At 44.1% G+C, this 16,121-nt stretch carries 27 protein-coding genes; 25 read left to right on the forward strand and 2 right to left on the reverse strand.

Annotated elements, in window-relative coordinates; all coding sequences use genetic code 11:
- Positions 1–44 precede the first annotated feature (44 nt).
- The 3 genes from NYE58_RS09945 (at position 45) to NYE58_RS09955 (ending at position 2,135) form a co-directional block, all read left to right on the forward strand.
- A complete protein-coding gene (locus tag NYE58_RS09945; protein WP_340970306.1) occupies positions 45–248 on the forward strand; it encodes a hypothetical protein in 204 nt (67 codons plus the stop codon).
- Positions 249–387: 139 nt separating this feature from the next.
- Positions 388–1,533 carry an FtsK/SpoIIIE domain-containing protein gene (locus NYE58_RS09950; protein ID WP_341001675.1) on the forward strand — a complete coding sequence of 382 codons (1,146 nt, stop codon included), beginning with the start codon at positions 388–390 and terminating at the stop codon, positions 1,531–1,533.
- Entirely contained in the window at positions 1,533–2,135 is a 603-nt protein-coding gene (locus NYE58_RS09955) for a hypothetical protein (RefSeq protein WP_341001678.1), read from the forward strand. Before NYE58_RS09950 ends, NYE58_RS09955 begins: the two co-directional genes overlap by 1 nt.
- Before the next feature lie 396 nt (positions 2,136–2,531).
- Here NYE58_RS09955 and NYE58_RS09960 read toward each other — a convergent pair whose 3' ends face one another.
- On the reverse strand, positions 2,532–2,759 hold the full coding sequence (locus tag NYE58_RS09960) for a helix-turn-helix domain-containing protein (RefSeq protein ID WP_341001681.1): 228 nt from the start codon (positions 2,757–2,759) through the stop codon (positions 2,532–2,534).
- Positions 2,760–2,817: 58 nt separating this feature from the next.
- On the opposite strand from NYE58_RS09960, the gene NYE58_RS09965 reads away from it, so the two are divergent.
- Positions 2,818–3,093 carry a S24 family peptidase gene (locus NYE58_RS09965; protein ID WP_341001683.1) on the forward strand — a complete coding sequence of 92 codons (276 nt, stop codon included), beginning with the start codon at positions 2,818–2,820 and terminating at the stop codon, positions 3,091–3,093.
- A 46-nt stretch (positions 3,094–3,139) separates the two neighbouring features.
- Here the strand turns inward: NYE58_RS09965 and NYE58_RS09970 are convergent, their stop codons facing one another.
- A complete protein-coding gene (locus NYE58_RS09970; protein WP_341001685.1) occupies positions 3,140–3,787 on the reverse strand; it encodes a LexA family protein in 648 nt (215 codons plus the stop codon).
- A gap of 168 nt (positions 3,788–3,955) precedes the next feature.
- Here NYE58_RS09970 and NYE58_RS09975 point away from each other — a divergent pair, with 168 nt between their 5' ends.
- The 21 genes from NYE58_RS09975 (at position 3,956) to NYE58_RS10075 (ending at position 16,036) form a co-directional block, all read left to right on the forward strand.
- Entirely contained in the window at positions 3,956–4,195 is a 240-nt protein-coding gene (locus NYE58_RS09975; RefSeq protein ID WP_341001687.1) for a helix-turn-helix domain-containing protein, read from the forward strand.
- 45 nt (positions 4,196–4,240) lie between these two features.
- On the forward strand, positions 4,241–4,885 hold the full coding sequence (locus tag NYE58_RS09980; RefSeq protein WP_341001690.1) for a Rha family transcriptional regulator: 645 nt from the start codon (positions 4,241–4,243) through the stop codon (positions 4,883–4,885).
- Positions 4,886–4,896: 11 nt separating this feature from the next.
- Positions 4,897–5,088, forward strand: coding sequence for a hypothetical protein (locus NYE58_RS09985; RefSeq protein ID WP_341001692.1), 192 nt, complete (start codon positions 4,897–4,899; stop codon positions 5,086–5,088).
- Positions 5,085–5,360, forward strand: coding sequence for a hypothetical protein (locus NYE58_RS09990; protein WP_341001694.1), 276 nt, complete (start codon positions 5,085–5,087; stop codon positions 5,358–5,360). Before NYE58_RS09985 ends, NYE58_RS09990 begins: the two co-directional genes overlap by 4 nt.
- A gap of 37 nt (positions 5,361–5,397) precedes the next feature.
- Positions 5,398–5,565, forward strand: coding sequence for a hypothetical protein (locus NYE58_RS09995; protein ID WP_341004341.1), 168 nt, complete (start codon positions 5,398–5,400; stop codon positions 5,563–5,565).
- An 84-nt stretch (positions 5,566–5,649) separates the two neighbouring features.
- Positions 5,650–5,934 (forward strand): hypothetical protein, encoded by a 285-nt coding sequence (locus NYE58_RS10000; protein WP_036687884.1) that lies wholly within the window; start codon positions 5,650–5,652, stop codon positions 5,932–5,934.
- A gap of 31 nt (positions 5,935–5,965) precedes the next feature.
- Complete coding sequence (locus NYE58_RS10005) at positions 5,966–6,238, forward strand: hypothetical protein (protein WP_341001697.1); 273 nt, start codon at positions 5,966–5,968, stop codon at positions 6,236–6,238.
- A gap of 20 nt (positions 6,239–6,258) precedes the next feature.
- Positions 6,259–6,570: a hypothetical protein gene (locus NYE58_RS10010; RefSeq protein WP_341001699.1), complete on the forward strand. Its 312-nt coding sequence runs from the start codon at positions 6,259–6,261 to the stop codon at positions 6,568–6,570.
- Positions 6,571–6,655: 85 nt separating this feature from the next.
- Positions 6,656–7,543 carry a YqaJ viral recombinase family nuclease gene (locus tag NYE58_RS10015; RefSeq protein WP_341001700.1) on the forward strand — a complete coding sequence of 296 codons (888 nt, stop codon included), beginning with the start codon at positions 6,656–6,658 and terminating at the stop codon, positions 7,541–7,543.
- Positions 7,540–8,415 carry a recombinase RecT gene (locus NYE58_RS10020; protein WP_341001702.1) on the forward strand — a complete coding sequence of 292 codons (876 nt, stop codon included), beginning with the start codon at positions 7,540–7,542 and terminating at the stop codon, positions 8,413–8,415. The genes NYE58_RS10015 and NYE58_RS10020 overlap by 4 nt, the downstream gene beginning before the upstream one ends.
- Positions 8,396–8,722 (forward strand): hypothetical protein, encoded by a 327-nt coding sequence (locus NYE58_RS10025; RefSeq protein ID WP_341001704.1) that lies wholly within the window; start codon positions 8,396–8,398, stop codon positions 8,720–8,722. Before NYE58_RS10020 ends, NYE58_RS10025 begins: the two co-directional genes overlap by 20 nt.
- A gap of 194 nt (positions 8,723–8,916) precedes the next feature.
- Positions 8,917–9,732: a hypothetical protein gene (locus tag NYE58_RS10030; RefSeq protein WP_341001706.1), complete on the forward strand. Its 816-nt coding sequence runs from the start codon at positions 8,917–8,919 to the stop codon at positions 9,730–9,732.
- Between the two features lie 18 nt (positions 9,733–9,750).
- The gene (locus tag NYE58_RS10035; RefSeq protein WP_341001708.1) at positions 9,751–10,674 is read left to right on the forward strand and encodes a replication protein; all 924 of its coding nucleotides are present in this window, start codon (positions 9,751–9,753) and stop codon (positions 10,672–10,674) included.
- Positions 10,667–10,993 (forward strand): hypothetical protein, encoded by a 327-nt coding sequence (locus NYE58_RS10040; RefSeq protein ID WP_341001710.1) that lies wholly within the window; start codon positions 10,667–10,669, stop codon positions 10,991–10,993. The genes NYE58_RS10035 and NYE58_RS10040 overlap by 8 nt, the downstream gene beginning before the upstream one ends.
- Positions 10,983–12,335 (forward strand): replicative DNA helicase, encoded by a 1,353-nt coding sequence (locus NYE58_RS10045; protein ID WP_341001712.1) that lies wholly within the window; start codon positions 10,983–10,985, stop codon positions 12,333–12,335. Before NYE58_RS10040 ends, NYE58_RS10045 begins: the two co-directional genes overlap by 11 nt.
- Positions 12,307–12,555 (forward strand): hypothetical protein, encoded by a 249-nt coding sequence (locus tag NYE58_RS10050; protein ID WP_341001714.1) that lies wholly within the window; start codon positions 12,307–12,309, stop codon positions 12,553–12,555. The genes NYE58_RS10045 and NYE58_RS10050 overlap by 29 nt, the downstream gene beginning before the upstream one ends.
- A 208-nt stretch (positions 12,556–12,763) precedes the next feature.
- A complete protein-coding gene (locus tag NYE58_RS10055) occupies positions 12,764–13,411 on the forward strand; it encodes a hypothetical protein (RefSeq protein ID WP_341001716.1) in 648 nt (215 codons plus the stop codon).
- Between the two features lie 11 nt (positions 13,412–13,422).
- Positions 13,423–13,896, forward strand: a complete 474-nt coding sequence (locus NYE58_RS10060; protein ID WP_341001717.1) for a hypothetical protein — start codon at positions 13,423–13,425, stop codon at positions 13,894–13,896.
- A 24-nt stretch (positions 13,897–13,920) separates the two neighbouring features.
- Positions 13,921–14,085, forward strand: a complete 165-nt coding sequence (locus NYE58_RS10065) for a hypothetical protein (protein ID WP_341001721.1) — start codon at positions 13,921–13,923, stop codon at positions 14,083–14,085.
- On the forward strand, positions 14,082–15,860 hold the full coding sequence (locus NYE58_RS10070; protein ID WP_341001723.1) for a DNA cytosine methyltransferase: 1,779 nt from the start codon (positions 14,082–14,084) through the stop codon (positions 15,858–15,860). Before NYE58_RS10065 ends, NYE58_RS10070 begins: the two co-directional genes overlap by 4 nt.
- The gene (locus NYE58_RS10075; protein ID WP_144024925.1) at positions 15,857–16,036 is read left to right on the forward strand and encodes a hypothetical protein; all 180 of its coding nucleotides are present in this window, start codon (positions 15,857–15,859) and stop codon (positions 16,034–16,036) included. The genes NYE58_RS10070 and NYE58_RS10075 overlap by 4 nt, the downstream gene beginning before the upstream one ends.
- Positions 16,037–16,121: the final 85 nt, after the last annotated feature.

Below are 16,121 nucleotides of genomic sequence, written 5' to 3' on the forward strand. Positions count from 1 at the left end.
GATCAATGCGTTAGCGATATGTTCAAACCAAAGGATGGATGGAGATGATTGAACCATTCGTAAAGCTTGGCATTGTAGGCGTGGCAGGACACGCGCTTGAGAGACACTTGGAGCGATCCGGGCGTCCTGGAGCTGTATTGTATGTCAAGATTGGTACTTATGTAGTTTGCGGTCTTATTGCAGCAGTAGAATGGCGTCATTTTTTCAGGGTTCTTGGAGGCATGTTCGGGTTTTATCTGCCTTGGTAATTGCAAAGGAATCTACTGATGTTTTATTACAACGGTAGTACATGTCTAATAGGCTTTACTACGCTTATTTCTATATCGAAACAATAGGGAGCGTGATTTTATTTTGATTTCTTCTTCGTTATTATCAGCAGGGGCGTGTGTGGCTGGTGCTATTGCCGTTCATCAGTCATTCCCCGAGAAGGTCATGAGACGTAAACTAGGGGCGCTTTTAAGGACTAATGACTTTCACAGTAATCTAACAGGGTACAATGGAAAGGCGTACCGTGTACAGCCTGCGGTGAAGTCTGTGAGGATGTATCTGGATCGGAAAGAAGCTATGTTCCAATTGCCTGTAGGCAGTGACCCTCAAGAGGTATTCAAAAAGTCATGGATCTTTCAACAGGTGTTCGGACTTGAAGCTGAGTTAAGTATGATTGATGCTCGAACATTTATGATGTCCATTTACACAACCTCGGTACTGTCGTTTATGTATAACGCCGTTGAAATCGATCAGAGTTTAGGCATCCACAGACTACCGGTATATGTGGGCAAGGATCGGCAAGGCGATGTGGTCTACGACATGGTGGAGCATCCTCACTTATTGGTGGCTGGAGAAACAGGCAGTGGTAAGAGTGCGGCTCTGAGATCGATCCTCACAACACTAATCCGGAACGTAGACAATCTGGATTTGTATTGTGCAGACCTGAAGAGATCAGAGTTTCACTTATTCAAGGGTGTAGCTCGTACAGTCGTCTATGAGACTCATGAAGTCCTTGCCCTTGTAACAATGCTAAGGCTTGAAATGAGACGACGTGGGGACATACTGGAAGCCGCAGGAGTGGCACATGTGGATGATTTAAAGGAGTCCTTAAACTATATTATTTTAGCTATTGATGAGGTGGCTTTACTCAAAAAAGAAAAGGATATCATGCAAGGTATTGAGGAGATCAGCACAATTGGTAGAGCGTTAGGGGTTTATCTTGTACTCTCCATGCAGCGCCCTGACGCTCAAGTATTGGATGGTAAGCTGAAACAAAATTTGACGGTGAGAATGGCGCTGAAGCACGCCGATGGGATAAACTCACGCATAACAATTGATAGTGTGGACGCAGCTAATATTAAGGACAGTGAAAAGGGACGAATGGTATTAAAACTGAACGGGTTGAGATATGTACAGGGACCGAATCTGGGCTTGTCTGAGGCGAAGGAGCTACTAAAAGGATATAAGTCTCCACTGGAAATTAGACAGCCGCAAAGAGCCTCACAGGAGTCACAGGACGACATCATTGAGCTAGGAGTGTTGTGATGAATACGCGTGATAAAGCCATCGTCGAGGATATCCAAAAGTTCCGTGTGCTTAGTAGGGATTTAATAGCTGATCTTCACTTTCAAAATGTCAAAAACAAAGTCACAGCTGCTAATTACGTACTTAAGAGGTTAAGGAGGGACAAATATATCTCCTGTTCCGATGACCGCAGACAGTATATTTACTTTCCAGCTGATGGAGCGATCAAGAAGGACTCTACTAAAATTCCACACTTTTTAATGATTGCAGACTTCTATAAACAGATAGCTCAGATAGAGAAGCCGCGGGTATTTATAGTGGAGCCTAAGTACAGCAAAGGAATGCCTGAACCTGATATTTTTATGGTCTGGAAAGGTATGGCGTGGCATGTAGAAATCCAAAGATCGCTGTACAGTGAGAAGCAAATGAAGGAGAAATTGATTCGATATGACCACTACTTTCTGAGTAATGAATGGCACAAAGAAGAATGGCAGCGAGAGGATAAGAAGATATTTCCGTATCTGTGGATTAGTGGTGTTGGTAAGTACGCTATTGGCACAAGATCATATAGGGTGTTTCAAACAGATGTGCAAGGAATGTCGGAGCTGACCATGAGAAAATAAATAAGTATTGCTTTATTTGAAAAGTTAATTTATTCTAGCTTTATAACCTAATATAGTAAGTAAGAGTGTGGCAATGCCCATCAATTGATGATGTCCAAGGCCGCTGTAACAGTACAAGTAAGATCAATCACTACTTTTAAAAAAAGCATTTTTAGGGCGTACTCTATAGATACGTTACTAAAATACTTTTGTGGTGAATTAATCTACCATACTGTTTGCAGCGGCTTTTTTGCGTCTTTATTTTATTAAAATAAGGAGGTGTTTGTTAATTATTGTATGATTTTACAAGTTAGCAGTTCGACAATTAGTGACAACAATTCCCAAGGATAAGATGTACAATTATCTAACAGTTAATCGCCGTATAGGGCGATTTTTAATCCGAGGGAGGACAGCGTTTTAGCTGTCAGAAGCCTCTTTTTCAACCCAATAACAAAGTGCATCCATAGGACAATCAACCACACGAGAGATCGTGTAAAGTGCATCAGCTGACATTTTTAATTTATTTAGCGCGAACTTCGAAATTGTTTGAGGCGTATAACCAGTTCGCCGTGCAAGTTCAGCCTGTGTCATATTAATGGATTCAAGTTGTTCAATGAGCCGGCTCTCCCCTCGGATGAAGGGCATACTGTGCTCCTTTCATTAAGTTTTAATTAAAGTATATCATCATGGGAGTGGATCATGTATGAGGGAATTTTACTACAAAGTTAACGACAACAGTATGTCAGGGGATCGTATTTTTTTTAATGATGAAGTGTTGATAAGGGAAACGACTGATGTATCAATAAATGATATTTGCGCGATCGCGAATGAAGTAGATATTTCAAAGTTGGACCTCAGAAGAATCGAAGAACGGGATGGAGAATTCTTATTAACTGCTTCGAATTCTGAGGTAAAACCTGAGATAAGGAGTTCTATTCTTCTTGTTGGAAAAATCATAATGACTTATAAAAACACATAAGAAACAGCCCACCTAATAATGGTGGGCTGTTTCTCTTTTGATACGCCTAAAAATTAATTACAACTTTTTTTAGTTTTCCGATTATACGAATATTGGAACCTGACTCGCCACAGATAATTGGTGGGTAATCAGGATTAGCAGATTGCAATACAAGTGTGTTCCCTTGTCTATAGACTTTCTTTAGTACTGCTTCGTCATCGATAAGTACCGCTGCAATTTCTCCATCTTCAACTTCTTCTTGTTTTCTGATTAACAGTAAATCCCCTTCAAAAATTCGAGCTCCGTTCATACTATTTCCTCTTGCCCTTAGGTAAAAATATTCACCACCATTGATCCAAGAACGAGGTGTTGTTTCATATCCCTCAATGGATTCATACGCTAAAACTCCATTCCCGCAGGAAATTCTTCCTACGATCGGCAAACTTATGTTTTCAGTTTCAGTTTGTTCTTCACCCATATATGTATAGGCGCCCTCTGTTAGTTGATTAACAGTTACATCAAGAGCGAGCGCTAAAGCTTTAAGTCGATCCATATCAAACTTATGTTCACCATGTTCATAACGATGTACAGTTTTTTTAGTGATTCCAACTTTTTCTGCCAACACTTGAAGGCTGTAATTTCTAAGGTCGCGGTACTTTTTAATATTTTGTCCAACTATTTTATAAAAAGTTTTTTTGTCGTCTAACCCTGTCATTTAAAATTCTCCTTCATCTAATGTTTGAATATAGTATAACCTCAAGAAGACACTTTATACAACAAAAATAATTATTTCGTGTCTTTTTGGGGTTGACGGTGCATATAAGTGGTGCTAATCTAGGGGTGTCTCCCGGGGAAACAACATATTATGACAGGAGGTGAAATGATGTTTAAGATCAGCGTTAAAGCAGCGAGAGTAAATTCAGGGATGAAATCAAAAGAGGCTGCGAAGGCACTAGGACTATCAGCAAATGGATATTGCAAAAAGGAAAATGGGCATGCGCGGTTCTATGTTGATGAGATTGTAACACTTAGTCAACTATTTAAAATACCGGTTGAAAATTTTTTTGAAGCGGGGTGTCTCCCGAGGAAACGATATAAGAATGACACTCCGCTGATTCCATAATTAGCAACACACAGATCACATAAAACGAAAGGATGGTACAAGCTTATGAACAATCTAGTAAGTATTGATAATGGCCGACCGGTAACAGATAGCTTAACTGTAGCGGAGGTGTTCGGTAAGCGGCATGACCGTATTCTTCAAGACATTAAGGAATTAGAGTGCAGTGCTGAATTTTCACTCCACAATTTCGTGGAGTCAACTTATACAAATGAACGTGGGCGTATTTATCCCAAATACATCATAACCCAAGATGGCTTTTCATTCCTGGTGATGGGATACACCGGAAAAGAAGCGGCTCGCTTTAAAGAAATGTACATCAAGCAATTTACTGAAATGCGTAATCAGTTAAACAACAAACAGACTGATCCTCTTAAAGTGTTGATGCAAGCGACTCATAACTTACTGGCTAGTCAAGAACTTATCGTAGGACGCGTCGATGAGATTGAGCAAAAAGTAGACAAGCAGATCACCTTAGATAGCGGACAACAACGAAGAATACAGCAAGGTATCGGTAAGAAAGTGTGCAGCATTGAACCAGACAAATCGAAGCGCGGCGAGTTATTCCGTCAACTCCATAGGGAAATAAAAGATCGATGGGAGGTACCCAGTTATAAAGATGTTCTTCGTCAGGATATGCAAAACGTATTAAATTACATTTCGGCTTGGAAGCCAATACCACGATCAGAATAGGGGGAAACGATATGAACGAAACAAAAGACGCTCTCAGATTTCACCGCCAAGAAATGGCTTACTGGCTAAGTGTTCAGAAAGACGCTCTATGGCGAGGCGATGTTGAAACTGAACAGTTTGCAATCATGGAACGCCGCAAACATCGTGATGCTGTACTAACTTTATGGGCAACACCTGTGGAGAAACTAGCGGTGTGCGTATGACAGTAATCATATGCAGCACAGTCAGATGTCCTTATCCCAATTGTGGTCATACAGGTGATGTAATCACAGTAAATCATTGCCGTACGGTTCATAACATGGAACGCAAAGAGTTGTTTGGGAAATACGGCAAGCCGCAAAGTATCGGATACGATCCTCAAGCCGCCAACAAAAACCTAGAGGGACATGTGCCAGCTCAGAAGGTAAACATAGGCTACCCTAGTGATTCTACCAACGCGAAAGATAGGAGGTCATCTAGAAGCAAAGGAAAGTGACAAATGAATTATGAACGCTTGAAAGGGGGTGGAAACCTTGAGTAAACAACGTAATAATCTTATCGGTCAGACAGGAACAGTAACTCGTCAGATCACAGTTCTTGATGCAAAAGAGGCTGATGATGGATCTATTGATATCTATGTAAGTGACAGCATGGGCAATGTGTTTTGGACTGAAATGGATGGTGATATTTCGCTGGATTAAAAACGCGGATTTCATAACCGCTATTATTTTTTTGCCAAAAACGGGGTTTTGAGCCCAAAAACACTAGAAAGAGAGGCGAAAACTATGGATAAAGTTACGCTTAAACATTATGTGGATCGGGCTAATGCGGGGCTCGCAATTGTTGCGAAAATTGATTTTTTGAAGAAGGAACTTAAAAACTCGCAATTTGCTGATGGTATCAAGTTTCAAGACATGTATGGAAATCTTCAATCTCTGATTGTAAAGAATCGCAGTAACGGAAAAACGGAGGAGACATTCCCTGCAATTGTAAACGGGATTATCCAAGCAACACAGAAGTTGATCGAGCAAGAAATCCAATTGCTCGAAGATGAACTTGCTGCATTGTAACAACAAATAAATCATATCGGAGGAATCATTCATGAAAACAAAATTCCGCATCACCAATAAGAAACACGCTTTTATCGCAGCTGTTCAGTCACAAGCTGCTAAAGAGTTCGCACTCTTCAAATCCCGCCGCCAGTTCAAACACGAACCATCCGAGAAGACAGCGTATAAGCTCGGATCACTAGGTCCTTCTGTAGTTGCTACAGCAATCATTAAAGAGTATGGCGGTATTATCCCTCGTACTCTTCGTAAAGCCAAGGCTAAACGCACAGGCAAACCATTTAAGAAGTTTTACAGCCATCAATAAATAGCAAGGGAGTGTTATAGATGCACATTAACTGTGGGTGCGGTCGGCTAGCGGAGTACGAAGTCTACGATCACCGCGAACCACATTGCCATCAATGCATGATGGATGCGATCAGCGGTAAGTATCAAGTGCCTGTTCGTAGGTTGGAAGTCGAGGAAACATACCTTGAAAACAGAATGGGAAATGAAAAGTTGGTCTCCACCTATAACAAGGCTCCTGTAGGATGCCATCCAACAACGAAATGGGTCGGAGAAGGAAAGGAAGCCTTTCAGGATGGCATAACCACAACGCTAGATATGCTAGGGATCAAGATCGAAGGATTAAATGAATAGAGTTACAACTGCGGTTGCAGCCGCAGTCAGTAGTATTAACGATTTTTCACCGTCACTATAACACGAACACTAGGAGGGTGTAAAGATGTCGTCGAGTTCACTCAGATCAAAACGCATGGTGAGCACCTTGGATATGACGCATGACGAATGGCTAGATTGGCGACGCAAGGGAATAGGGGGTAGTGACGTAGCGGCAATTTGTGGGCTGAGTCGCTATAAGTCTCCTATGGCTGTCTACCTGGATAAACTCGGGGAAATCCCACCCTTAGATGATAATCCGAAGATGAAGGCGGGTCGGATACTTGAACCGGTTGTAGCAGATTGGTTCTCAGAAGAAACCGGTATGAAGGCAACTAAGCAAAACGCTATCTTTCAGCATCCTGAAGAACCGCACATGTTAGCGAATATTGATCGATGGTTGCCTAAACAAAATGCTGGTCTGGAATGCAAAAACACCGCAGAGTATTGCCGTTCTGACTGGGAAGGAGCGACTGCACCAACAGAATATATTTTACAGGCAAATCACTATATGGCTGTGACTGGTGCTGATCGTTGGTTTATAGCCGTATTGATAGGCGGCTGGGACTTCCAGTGGCGGGTCGTAGAACGTGATGAGGAGTTAATTAAGAATCTCATAACGATTGAACGGGAGTTCTGGCACAGTAATGTTCTAGCTCAACAACCACCTTCCTTTAGCCATCAGGACACGGAATATCTAAAGGAAACATACGGCGAAACTACACCAGACCTAAGTATTGACTTGCCAGAATCAGCCTGGGAAGTAATTCAGAAACTGGCTGAAGCGCGTAAGGTCAAGGCAGCAGCTGTCATGCAAGAAGAGACGGCTAAGAACCAAATAAAAGGCATGATGCAAGATGCGGAAAAGTCATATTTTCAAGGTGAGTTGCGATTCACATGGAAAGCAAATAAGAAGGGTATTCGTTCATTTAAAGTTATCGGAGGCGAAGAATGATGACAGATAAAAAAATAGATCAGTCAGGCATAAGTGCAGCACTAGCGAATAAAGCAGGAGCCCAACTGCCATCCGAAAAGCCAAAAACGGTATTTGACATCATCCAGTCCATGGAGAAAGAATTCAAACGGGCTTTACCTGATCAGGTTGGCGTACAGCGGTTTGTACGTGTTGCCATCACGATTGTGCGAACAAACCCTAAGTTAATGGCCTGTGATGGTATGAGTATTGTAGCGGCGCTGATGCAGTCCGCACAATTGGGACTGGAGCCAAACACTCCGCTAGGTCAAGCCTACGTGATTCCTTACAAAAACAAGAAGGTCATTAACGGTCAGACTACGTGGGTGGATGAAGCTCAGTTTCAACTAGGTTACAAAGGACTCATTACCTTAGCACTCCGCACTGGTGAATACAAAGCTATTTATGCGCATGAAGTATATGAAAACGATGAATTCCATTACAGCTACGGACTAGATAAAAACTTACACCATGTGCCAGCAGACACACCAAAGGGTGAACCTATAAAATATTACGCTGTCTATCATCTCAAAAATGGGGGATACGACTTCGTAGTATGGTCTAAAGATCGGATTGACTCCCACGCTAAGAAATATTCTAAGGCGGTCCAGAAAGACCAAAACTCGCCATGGAAATCGGACTATGACGGGATGGCAAAGAAGACAGTCCTTAAAGAGGTACTGAAATATGCGCCTAAATCTATTGAGTTCGCCCAGCAGCTGGCAGCAGATGAAACCGTTAAGCGCGAAGTCGCTGATGACATGAGTGAGGTTATTGACGTGACAGACTGGTCTGCACAACAAGATGAGGGAACCGTTGATGCTGGTGGCGACCATGGCGAAACCATACAGTAAGCAACAGCAACTTTATAACCGTCGTCAAACGCTAACCGCCAAACAACGTGGAGCAATTAACAATGAGGTCTACAACGCAGCAATGGAACGATCAGGCGGACGCTGTGAGCGTTGCGGGAGTAAAGAGGGCTTACAGTGTGCCCATCTAATTCGGCGCTGGCAGATCGACGGTAAAACGACTGTGAAGGATGTGGCGATGCTCTGTGGTCCTAGTGTTAATACTGGGACCTGCCACAACTGGATTGATTACACGAAGGATGGCAAACAGTGGGCGGTAGATTTTAGGGATCAGCTCTATGAGAAATGAACCCATCGTACAAGTAGAGATACACATCCTTAGTCCAGATTGCAAGGTGTGTGGTCAAGAGATCAACCCAGATCGCGAGGAATACATTGGACGCACTCGAGTATGTCCTCGCTGTTATGGTGAGCTGACTAGCGGCAGGGACCGCAAGGATCGGAAATATAGAATCAAAAAACTATGAAATTGAGGTGCAGCAGATGCCAATTGAAATAAAGATTCTAAGCAAAAGAAGCAGCGGGGATGCTCCTGCTGGAAATTACATTGCTCGGTATTTGAACGACAAAAACCGTACCATTCAGTCGCTTAATCCATGCCGAAGTGTACAGATCATAGAAGGGATTCACTCAGGGCAAATCGTTCCTTATGAGAGTTATGTTGTAATAGGTGACCTACCAGCTCAAGCCGATGTTCTTCGGCAGAATGTCAAAATGATTGAGGGATTGGCTGAGGCTGCTCGGACAATCCAAGAACAGGACAAGGTGATCAACCGAGTCAAAGAGGAAAATGAAAAGCTTCGTAACGGTGAGTATGCCATAAACTTTGCCCCTCATATCGGAGCGCTTAAGGAACGTATTCAACAGCTAGAGTGGGAATTGGAATCTTGGCGTAACAGCAAGAAAGTACAACTACCAAGGGAAGTGGCTGCTGAACTTGATGAATTAATTATTAAAGGAATATCAAATTCGGCTATAGCGAATAGGTTTTTCACGGCTGCAGATGAGGACGAAGAACACTATGGAGTGAGCGAACTTTTAGAATGGACGGAGCACGGTCGAACAGAGCAAGGCAAAGTTCGAGTAATGATTTTTCTATCAGCCTTAGTCAATGGATACACCGAAGCCCCAGAGCCGGAGAAGGATGTTCCATCGAATATTCGATCAGAGGTAACTGAAATTATTAAGTGCTGGATGGGCACGCCTCCTGTAGCAGATGAGGGAAACGACGCTGAACGTTTGACTGAATGGATCTTTGATCACTTTAAGCGGCACGGGGATGACAAATTGCCCTTTTAAAGTAAAGCAGGTGAGGTAATGGACGGGCCGCAACTTGAAGATGGTTATACCCGTGTAGCCAATGAAATATTGGAGCAGGTGGCTCAACGAAAGTTCAATGCCACACAACTAAGAATTATCATGATCGTCTGGCGGTACACCTACGGTTATCGCCGGAAAGACCATGACTTCGCACTAACATTCTTGCAACAGCTCACTTGCCTCTCTGCCAGCACTGTTAAAAGGGAGGTAGGGCTGCTCATTAAATCAAAAGTAATTCTTGTTACTCAAAAAGAAACGAGTGTAATGCCTAGACGGCTATCATTCAATAAACATTATGAACAATGGACTATTCAGAAAAGCGGTGATGAAATGGATTGTGAAAATGACTTGTTTACGTCAGCCGAGGGTTCAGATCTGACCCCTCAAGAATCGCTTAATAATGAAATCCGAGGTATCAGATCTAGTACCCCCGAGGTATCAGATCTGACCCCCCAAGTAGAGGTTTCGAGGTATCAGATCCGACCCCCATTAAAAGAAATAAAGATCTTAAAGAAAAGTATTAAAGAAAATATAGCGATGTTTGATGATTTCTATAGTAACTATCCTAGAAAGATATCTAAAGAAGCCGCAAAAAAGGCATGGGAAAAGTTATGCAAGATAGAGGATTTTGATTCGGATACTGCTATTCACAATACAGCCAATTTTGCTGAGACCTGTAAACTGCTTCAAACAGATAAAAAATATATTCCTCATCCTTCAACCTTTCTAAACCAGAAACGCTATAAAGATTATCCGGTGGTAGATCCGGAAGGAATGCTGAAGCCAGCAGTAACAGAAAACCAAAATACAGGCGATGTAATAGACCGCGCTATGCAGAGGGAGTTGATGAACATTGGATCGGGTCGGCGTGACAGCAATTCTGAAATATCTCCGCTCGGCATACCGGAGCTTTGTGATTAATGACAACGAGATAGATGCAGTTATATCCACCTGGCAGGACATTCTTCAGGACATTCCTAATGAAGTGGCTTATGCAACTGTAAGGAATCTTTGTAGGGTGAGACCTAAGTTTGCTCCTGATCCAGCAGATATTTATCTCGCATGCACTGAACACAAAACAGAGATGACCATTTACCAGGCTCAACGGCTGGAGCAGGAGCAGAGAGTCTTGGAACTTCAAGAGTATCATGAGACAGAAAAGGTAGGTCCACCACCGGACTTCATTCAGAAAAAGATCGATGCTATTTACAGAACGAAGGTGAAGACAGATGAATCTTGATGCTGAACGAGCGCTACTAGGTTCACTACTAAAGGATCACACCTTGATGGATGATTGTTTTCTTGTGCCTGCTGACTTCACTGAAGAGGAAGAGGATAACCGACTCCTTTTCAAGGTTCTGCAATATGCAAAGGAACATTCGGACGAAGCAGCTAACCCATTTGATCCTGTTGTACTTGTATCCAAATGGGGAGCAAGACTGCAGCGGATTGGAGGGCTTACACGCCTCATGGCTCTACGTGATTCTGTCCCTAGTACAGACAGTTTCACTTATTACCAGCGGGCAGTCCGTACCGATCGTATCCAGCAGGAATTGGCAGAGTTAGGACGGCAAATTGCAACAAACGGTGGCGGTGACATCGCTGAGCTTAAAGCCAAGATGGAGCAGTTAGAGGAGTTGCAGCAAGGAGACAGTGACGGCGGGCTTGTCCATATGGCTACGTTGCTGGAAGGACATGAAAAAGTTATAGCTAAACGTGCCAACAGTGGTGGTATAACCGGGGCGAAAGCAGCCAGTGAAGATTTCACCCAATTGAGTAAAGGGCATCAAATTGGTGACTTGGAGATTCTGGCAGGCCGCCCTTCAATGGGAAAGACACTCTACATGGCAAATGATGTGGACGCAGTAACGTCATCTGGGTGGGGGGATGCAGTCTTCTCATTGGAGATGGGTGGAATGGAGATTGTTGAACAGATTGCATCATGTATCGGAGGAATAAAAAGAGACCGCATAGCATCGGGGCAGATGTCTGATAACGACTGGCTTCGGTATGGGGATGCTTTAGAGATTATCGCCGGGCGGTTGTTGTATATCGATGATCGGTCAGGAGCGACTGTAGAGTATATCCGCCGACAAGTGAAGTCATTGAAAAAGAAACATCCCGGCAAGCGCTGGGTGATCCATATCGACTTTTTACAGTTCATCCAAACAGAAAAAAACTTTGAAAACACCAAAGAACGTATTGGGTACATTACGAAGTATCTGAAGCGAATGGCACGGCAGTTACAGGTCTGCGTTGTCTGCTTATCGGCAGTAGGGCGGAGTTGTGAGCAGCGTCCAGATAAGCGGCCGTTGATGTCAGACTTGCGTGACTCCGGGGACATTGAATCAGATGCTGATGTTGTGACATTCATCTATCGAGATGACTATTACTATCCGGAAAGTCCTAAAAAAGGATTCGTTGAGATCATCGTTGCAAAGGGTCGGAAGATTGGGACAGGCACATTTGATATGGCCTTCGTACCGAGTATCAGTCGTTTTGTGAACTTGGACAAGGATCAAAAATACAAGCTCGCTGAGAAGGTGAGAGAGCATGAGCAGCAAAGGAAGAATCGAAGATGATGCAGCCTATGAAAATACGCTTGCATGGATGGTAGAGAAGGCGGAACTGTTGGATGATCCTTTAACGCTGGCAGTGGAAGAACGCAACAAACTGCAACGAATCTATGACTTTGTAGAGCAACGTGTCCTTGAGTACAACCGTGGTCAGATGCTTCTTACAGACCCGGGACGCCTCAAGCTATACAAGGCTGCAGGTGTTGCGTATCAAGAATTCAAATAGGGGGGATGGAAGATGGAAGAATGCAGATGTCCTAATTGCCATTCAGCAGGTACACATACATGGGCGCTAGTGCCATTGTGTCAAGAACACTTTGAAGCAGTGAAACAAGAAACACACCTTTACTATAAAAAGCGAATCGCATATTCTGCACGATTAACATATATGAGCATCATTTACTTGATTCCTTGGAGTCGGAAGGAGTGAGGATATGCGCTTTGTAGGTATTGACCCAGCCACGACAACCGGATTTGTTGCACTGGATGAAGAGGGCAATGTCCTTGTGGCGACAGACGTCAAGGGCGTGGGCAAACGAGTGCCGGGAGGGATAAGCATCGGCATGTTGGTGTCGCTGGAAAACAAGCTATACAACCTCCTGAAGCCCGGGGATATCGTTGCTATAGAAGAGTCAGCCAAGAAAACGCAAAGAGGTGTGACCACGGGAATGATTCACGGCGGACTGCGCTCGATGCTTTACCGCAAAGGACTTGAATTTGTAGATGTTAACCCACAGCGGACCAAGGGGTTTGTGAACCGGAACCAACGGGTGACGAGCTCAGAAAAAAAGAAGCATGTCGCCGCCGGAGTTCTAGAGCATTACGGATACGAACACAGTAGCGACAACGTCACGGACGCTTACATCATTGCTAAGATCGCTCAGGCTCTTTACACGGTAAAGAATGGCGGAGGCATGGAATTATACACATCATATCAACAACGAATAATCAAAGCCATTATAAGCCCGGAAGCCAAGGCTCCTGTACCGTACAATGAAAAATCACAAACTAACAAACGCCCAGGGAAGCCTGCGGCGGCGGGCAGTCACACCCAAAATACAGAACAAACGTGCTTATTTTAAGGAGGAATGGTATGTCTAACCAAGTTGAAACCTTAGTCACATTTAATGATGGAATTGCTTATGTCCTTTCTAATCCAGTTCATTTCACCTACTACAAACAAGGTGATTTAATCATCGGCTTGGATGACACCTGTACTTTCGTGAGTTGCTTTTACTACGAAAGACAGACTAAAGGATTCGAAGCCTTTGGCGGTAGGAAGTTTGATATCACACTTGAAAATGGCGAAGTTATTCACTGCCACGGTCAATGGTGGGATGGGGGTTATCAAAAAGCCGAAGAGCTCCTCGGAGAGCCATTAGTTCGTGTTACTTACGAGGATATTGAAGCGCTGAAGAAATGCTATGTATTTACTGGATGTAGAGCAATAGCCAGCAGCTTGACCAAGCTTCGCGAGACATATGACGGCGAGGTGCAAGGCTACTGGGCATATGAAGCTCTAATAAAAGGGCGGGATAAACCTATTAGGGAAGATCGGCCACGGTAAAAAGGTAGTAAGGAGGCGGCAGCATTGAACTGGAAAAAAGCAACGCTTGGACAGCTTTACGAAATTGCCTTTAACGATGACGGAGCTGCGCCAATATACAAAAACAATGCTATTGCTGAAATTCAGCGGAGACGGAAAAAACCTATGAGCAAGGTCAATCACAAAATCAAGGCGGTGTATCCAAGATGAGAGAAATCATCGTTGATAACTTCGCAGGTGGCGGAGGTGCTTCCACAGGGATTGAGCTTGCAACTGGACGATCAGTGGACATAGCGATTAACCACGATCCAGCAGCTATAGCCATGCACCGTGCGAATCATCCAGAAACTGAACATTACTGTGAATCTGTGTGGGACGTTGATCCCCGAGAAATTGCAGCAGGTCGTCCAGTAGGATTGGTTTGGCTATCACCCGACTGCAAGCACTTCAGTAAAGCCAAGGGTGGAAAACCTGTAGAAAAGACCATTCGAGGGCTTGCATGGATCGCAGTAAGATGGGCAGCTACGGTACGTCCTCGGGTGATCATGTTGGAGAATGTTGAAGAGTTTAAAACATGGGGACCGCTGATGAAAGACGGTTATCCCGATCCTGATCAAAAGGGACGGACGTTCAATTGCTTCGTCAACGCTCTACGCCGTCAAGGATATAACGTGGAATGGCGTGAACTGAGAGCATGCGATTACGGAGCGCCAACAATTCGTAAACGACTGTTTCTAATTGCTCGCCGCGATGGACGCCCGATAGTCTGGCCGGAACCCACGCACGGAGCCCCGGATAGTCAGGAAGTGTTAGCCGGCAAGCGTGCGCCATGGAGAACTGCTGCTGAAATTATAGATTGGTCGCTTCCTTGCCCATCCATATTTGAACGTAAAAAGCCACTGGCTGATAACACTTTACGTCGAATCGCTCGGGGTATTCAGAAGTTCGTAATCAATAATGCTAATCCGTTTATAGTGCGGGTGAACCATAGTGGATCTAATCATCATTATTGCGATTCTATCGAAGAGCCATTTAAGACTATCACTTCAAAGAATGGTTGGGGTCTAGTAACTCCCTATATTGCTCGTATTGGTCAGACTGGATTTGGTGGTGACTGCCTGCAATACGAAGTGGAAGATCCATTAACTACAATTACTACCAAAGCAGAACACTTGCTTGTTAGTCCTACACTGATTCAGATGGGCTACGGAGATCCAGAAGGGAAACGAGTCCTAGACCTCGATAAACCTGTTGGAACTGTAACTGCAGGAGGTAACAAATTCGCTCTTGCCGCAGCTTGCTTGATTAAGCACTATGGTGGCGGATATAAAGGACCAGGTAACGCAGTAGACGAACCACTTTCCACTGTCACAACGGTGGATCATAATGCCATCGTTACAGCTCACGTTGCACGTCATTTCGGAGAGTCAGTTGGTAGTGCTATAGATGATCCGATCGGAACAGTGACAGCTGGCGGAGGCGGAAAGAGTGCTTTAGTTACAAGCCACATGGTCAAGTTACGAGGAACGAATATCGGTCACGCAACAGATGAGCCAGTCCACACAGTGACAGCCGGAGGGCTGCATATCGGAGAGGTTAGAGCCTTTCTGATTGCTTACTACGGTTCTAGCGTAGGACAGGATCTATCAGATCCCCTGCAAACGGTAGTTACCAAAGATAGATTTGGGCTTGTGACGATTCACGGTGTGGAATATCAGATCGTAGATATCGGCATGAGAATGCTTGAGCCACATGAGCTATTCGCAGCTCAAGGGTTCCCATCCAATTACATCATTAATGTGGATGCCGATGGCAAGCGTTATTCCAAGAGCGCACAGGTAGCCCGTTGTGGTAATGCTGTTCCACCGCCGTTTGCGAAAGCCTTGGTAAGAGCAAACTTACCTGAGATGTGTGTAGGTTCCGGTAGAGGGTTGGTGCTGGAAAGATATAATCCGGCAGTTGGGCAGATGGAGTTTAGCCTATGACAGATCTCAGTGAAGCAGCCAAGCAAATCTGTCGGGAAAATCTCAAAGACAACTGCCATCGTTGCCCATTGCGTTCGCAATGTGTACGAAATCTTGGTGCCGGGAGAGAAGCCTACGAAAGATGGTTGAGTGAGGTTAACACTGCTGCTGAGATATTAGTAAATAAGGGGGTATAACAGCACCCAACAAACAATTCACTTACGTCTTGACCGCCAAATACGGGCGCACACCATAATCATCGCAAAGATAAGTAGGAAATAT

The sequence above is a fragment of the Paenibacillus sp. FSL L8-0708 genome, from assembly GCF_038009325.1.
Lineage (GTDB): Bacteria > Bacillota > Bacilli > Paenibacillales > Paenibacillaceae > Paenibacillus_AQ > Paenibacillus_AQ odorifer.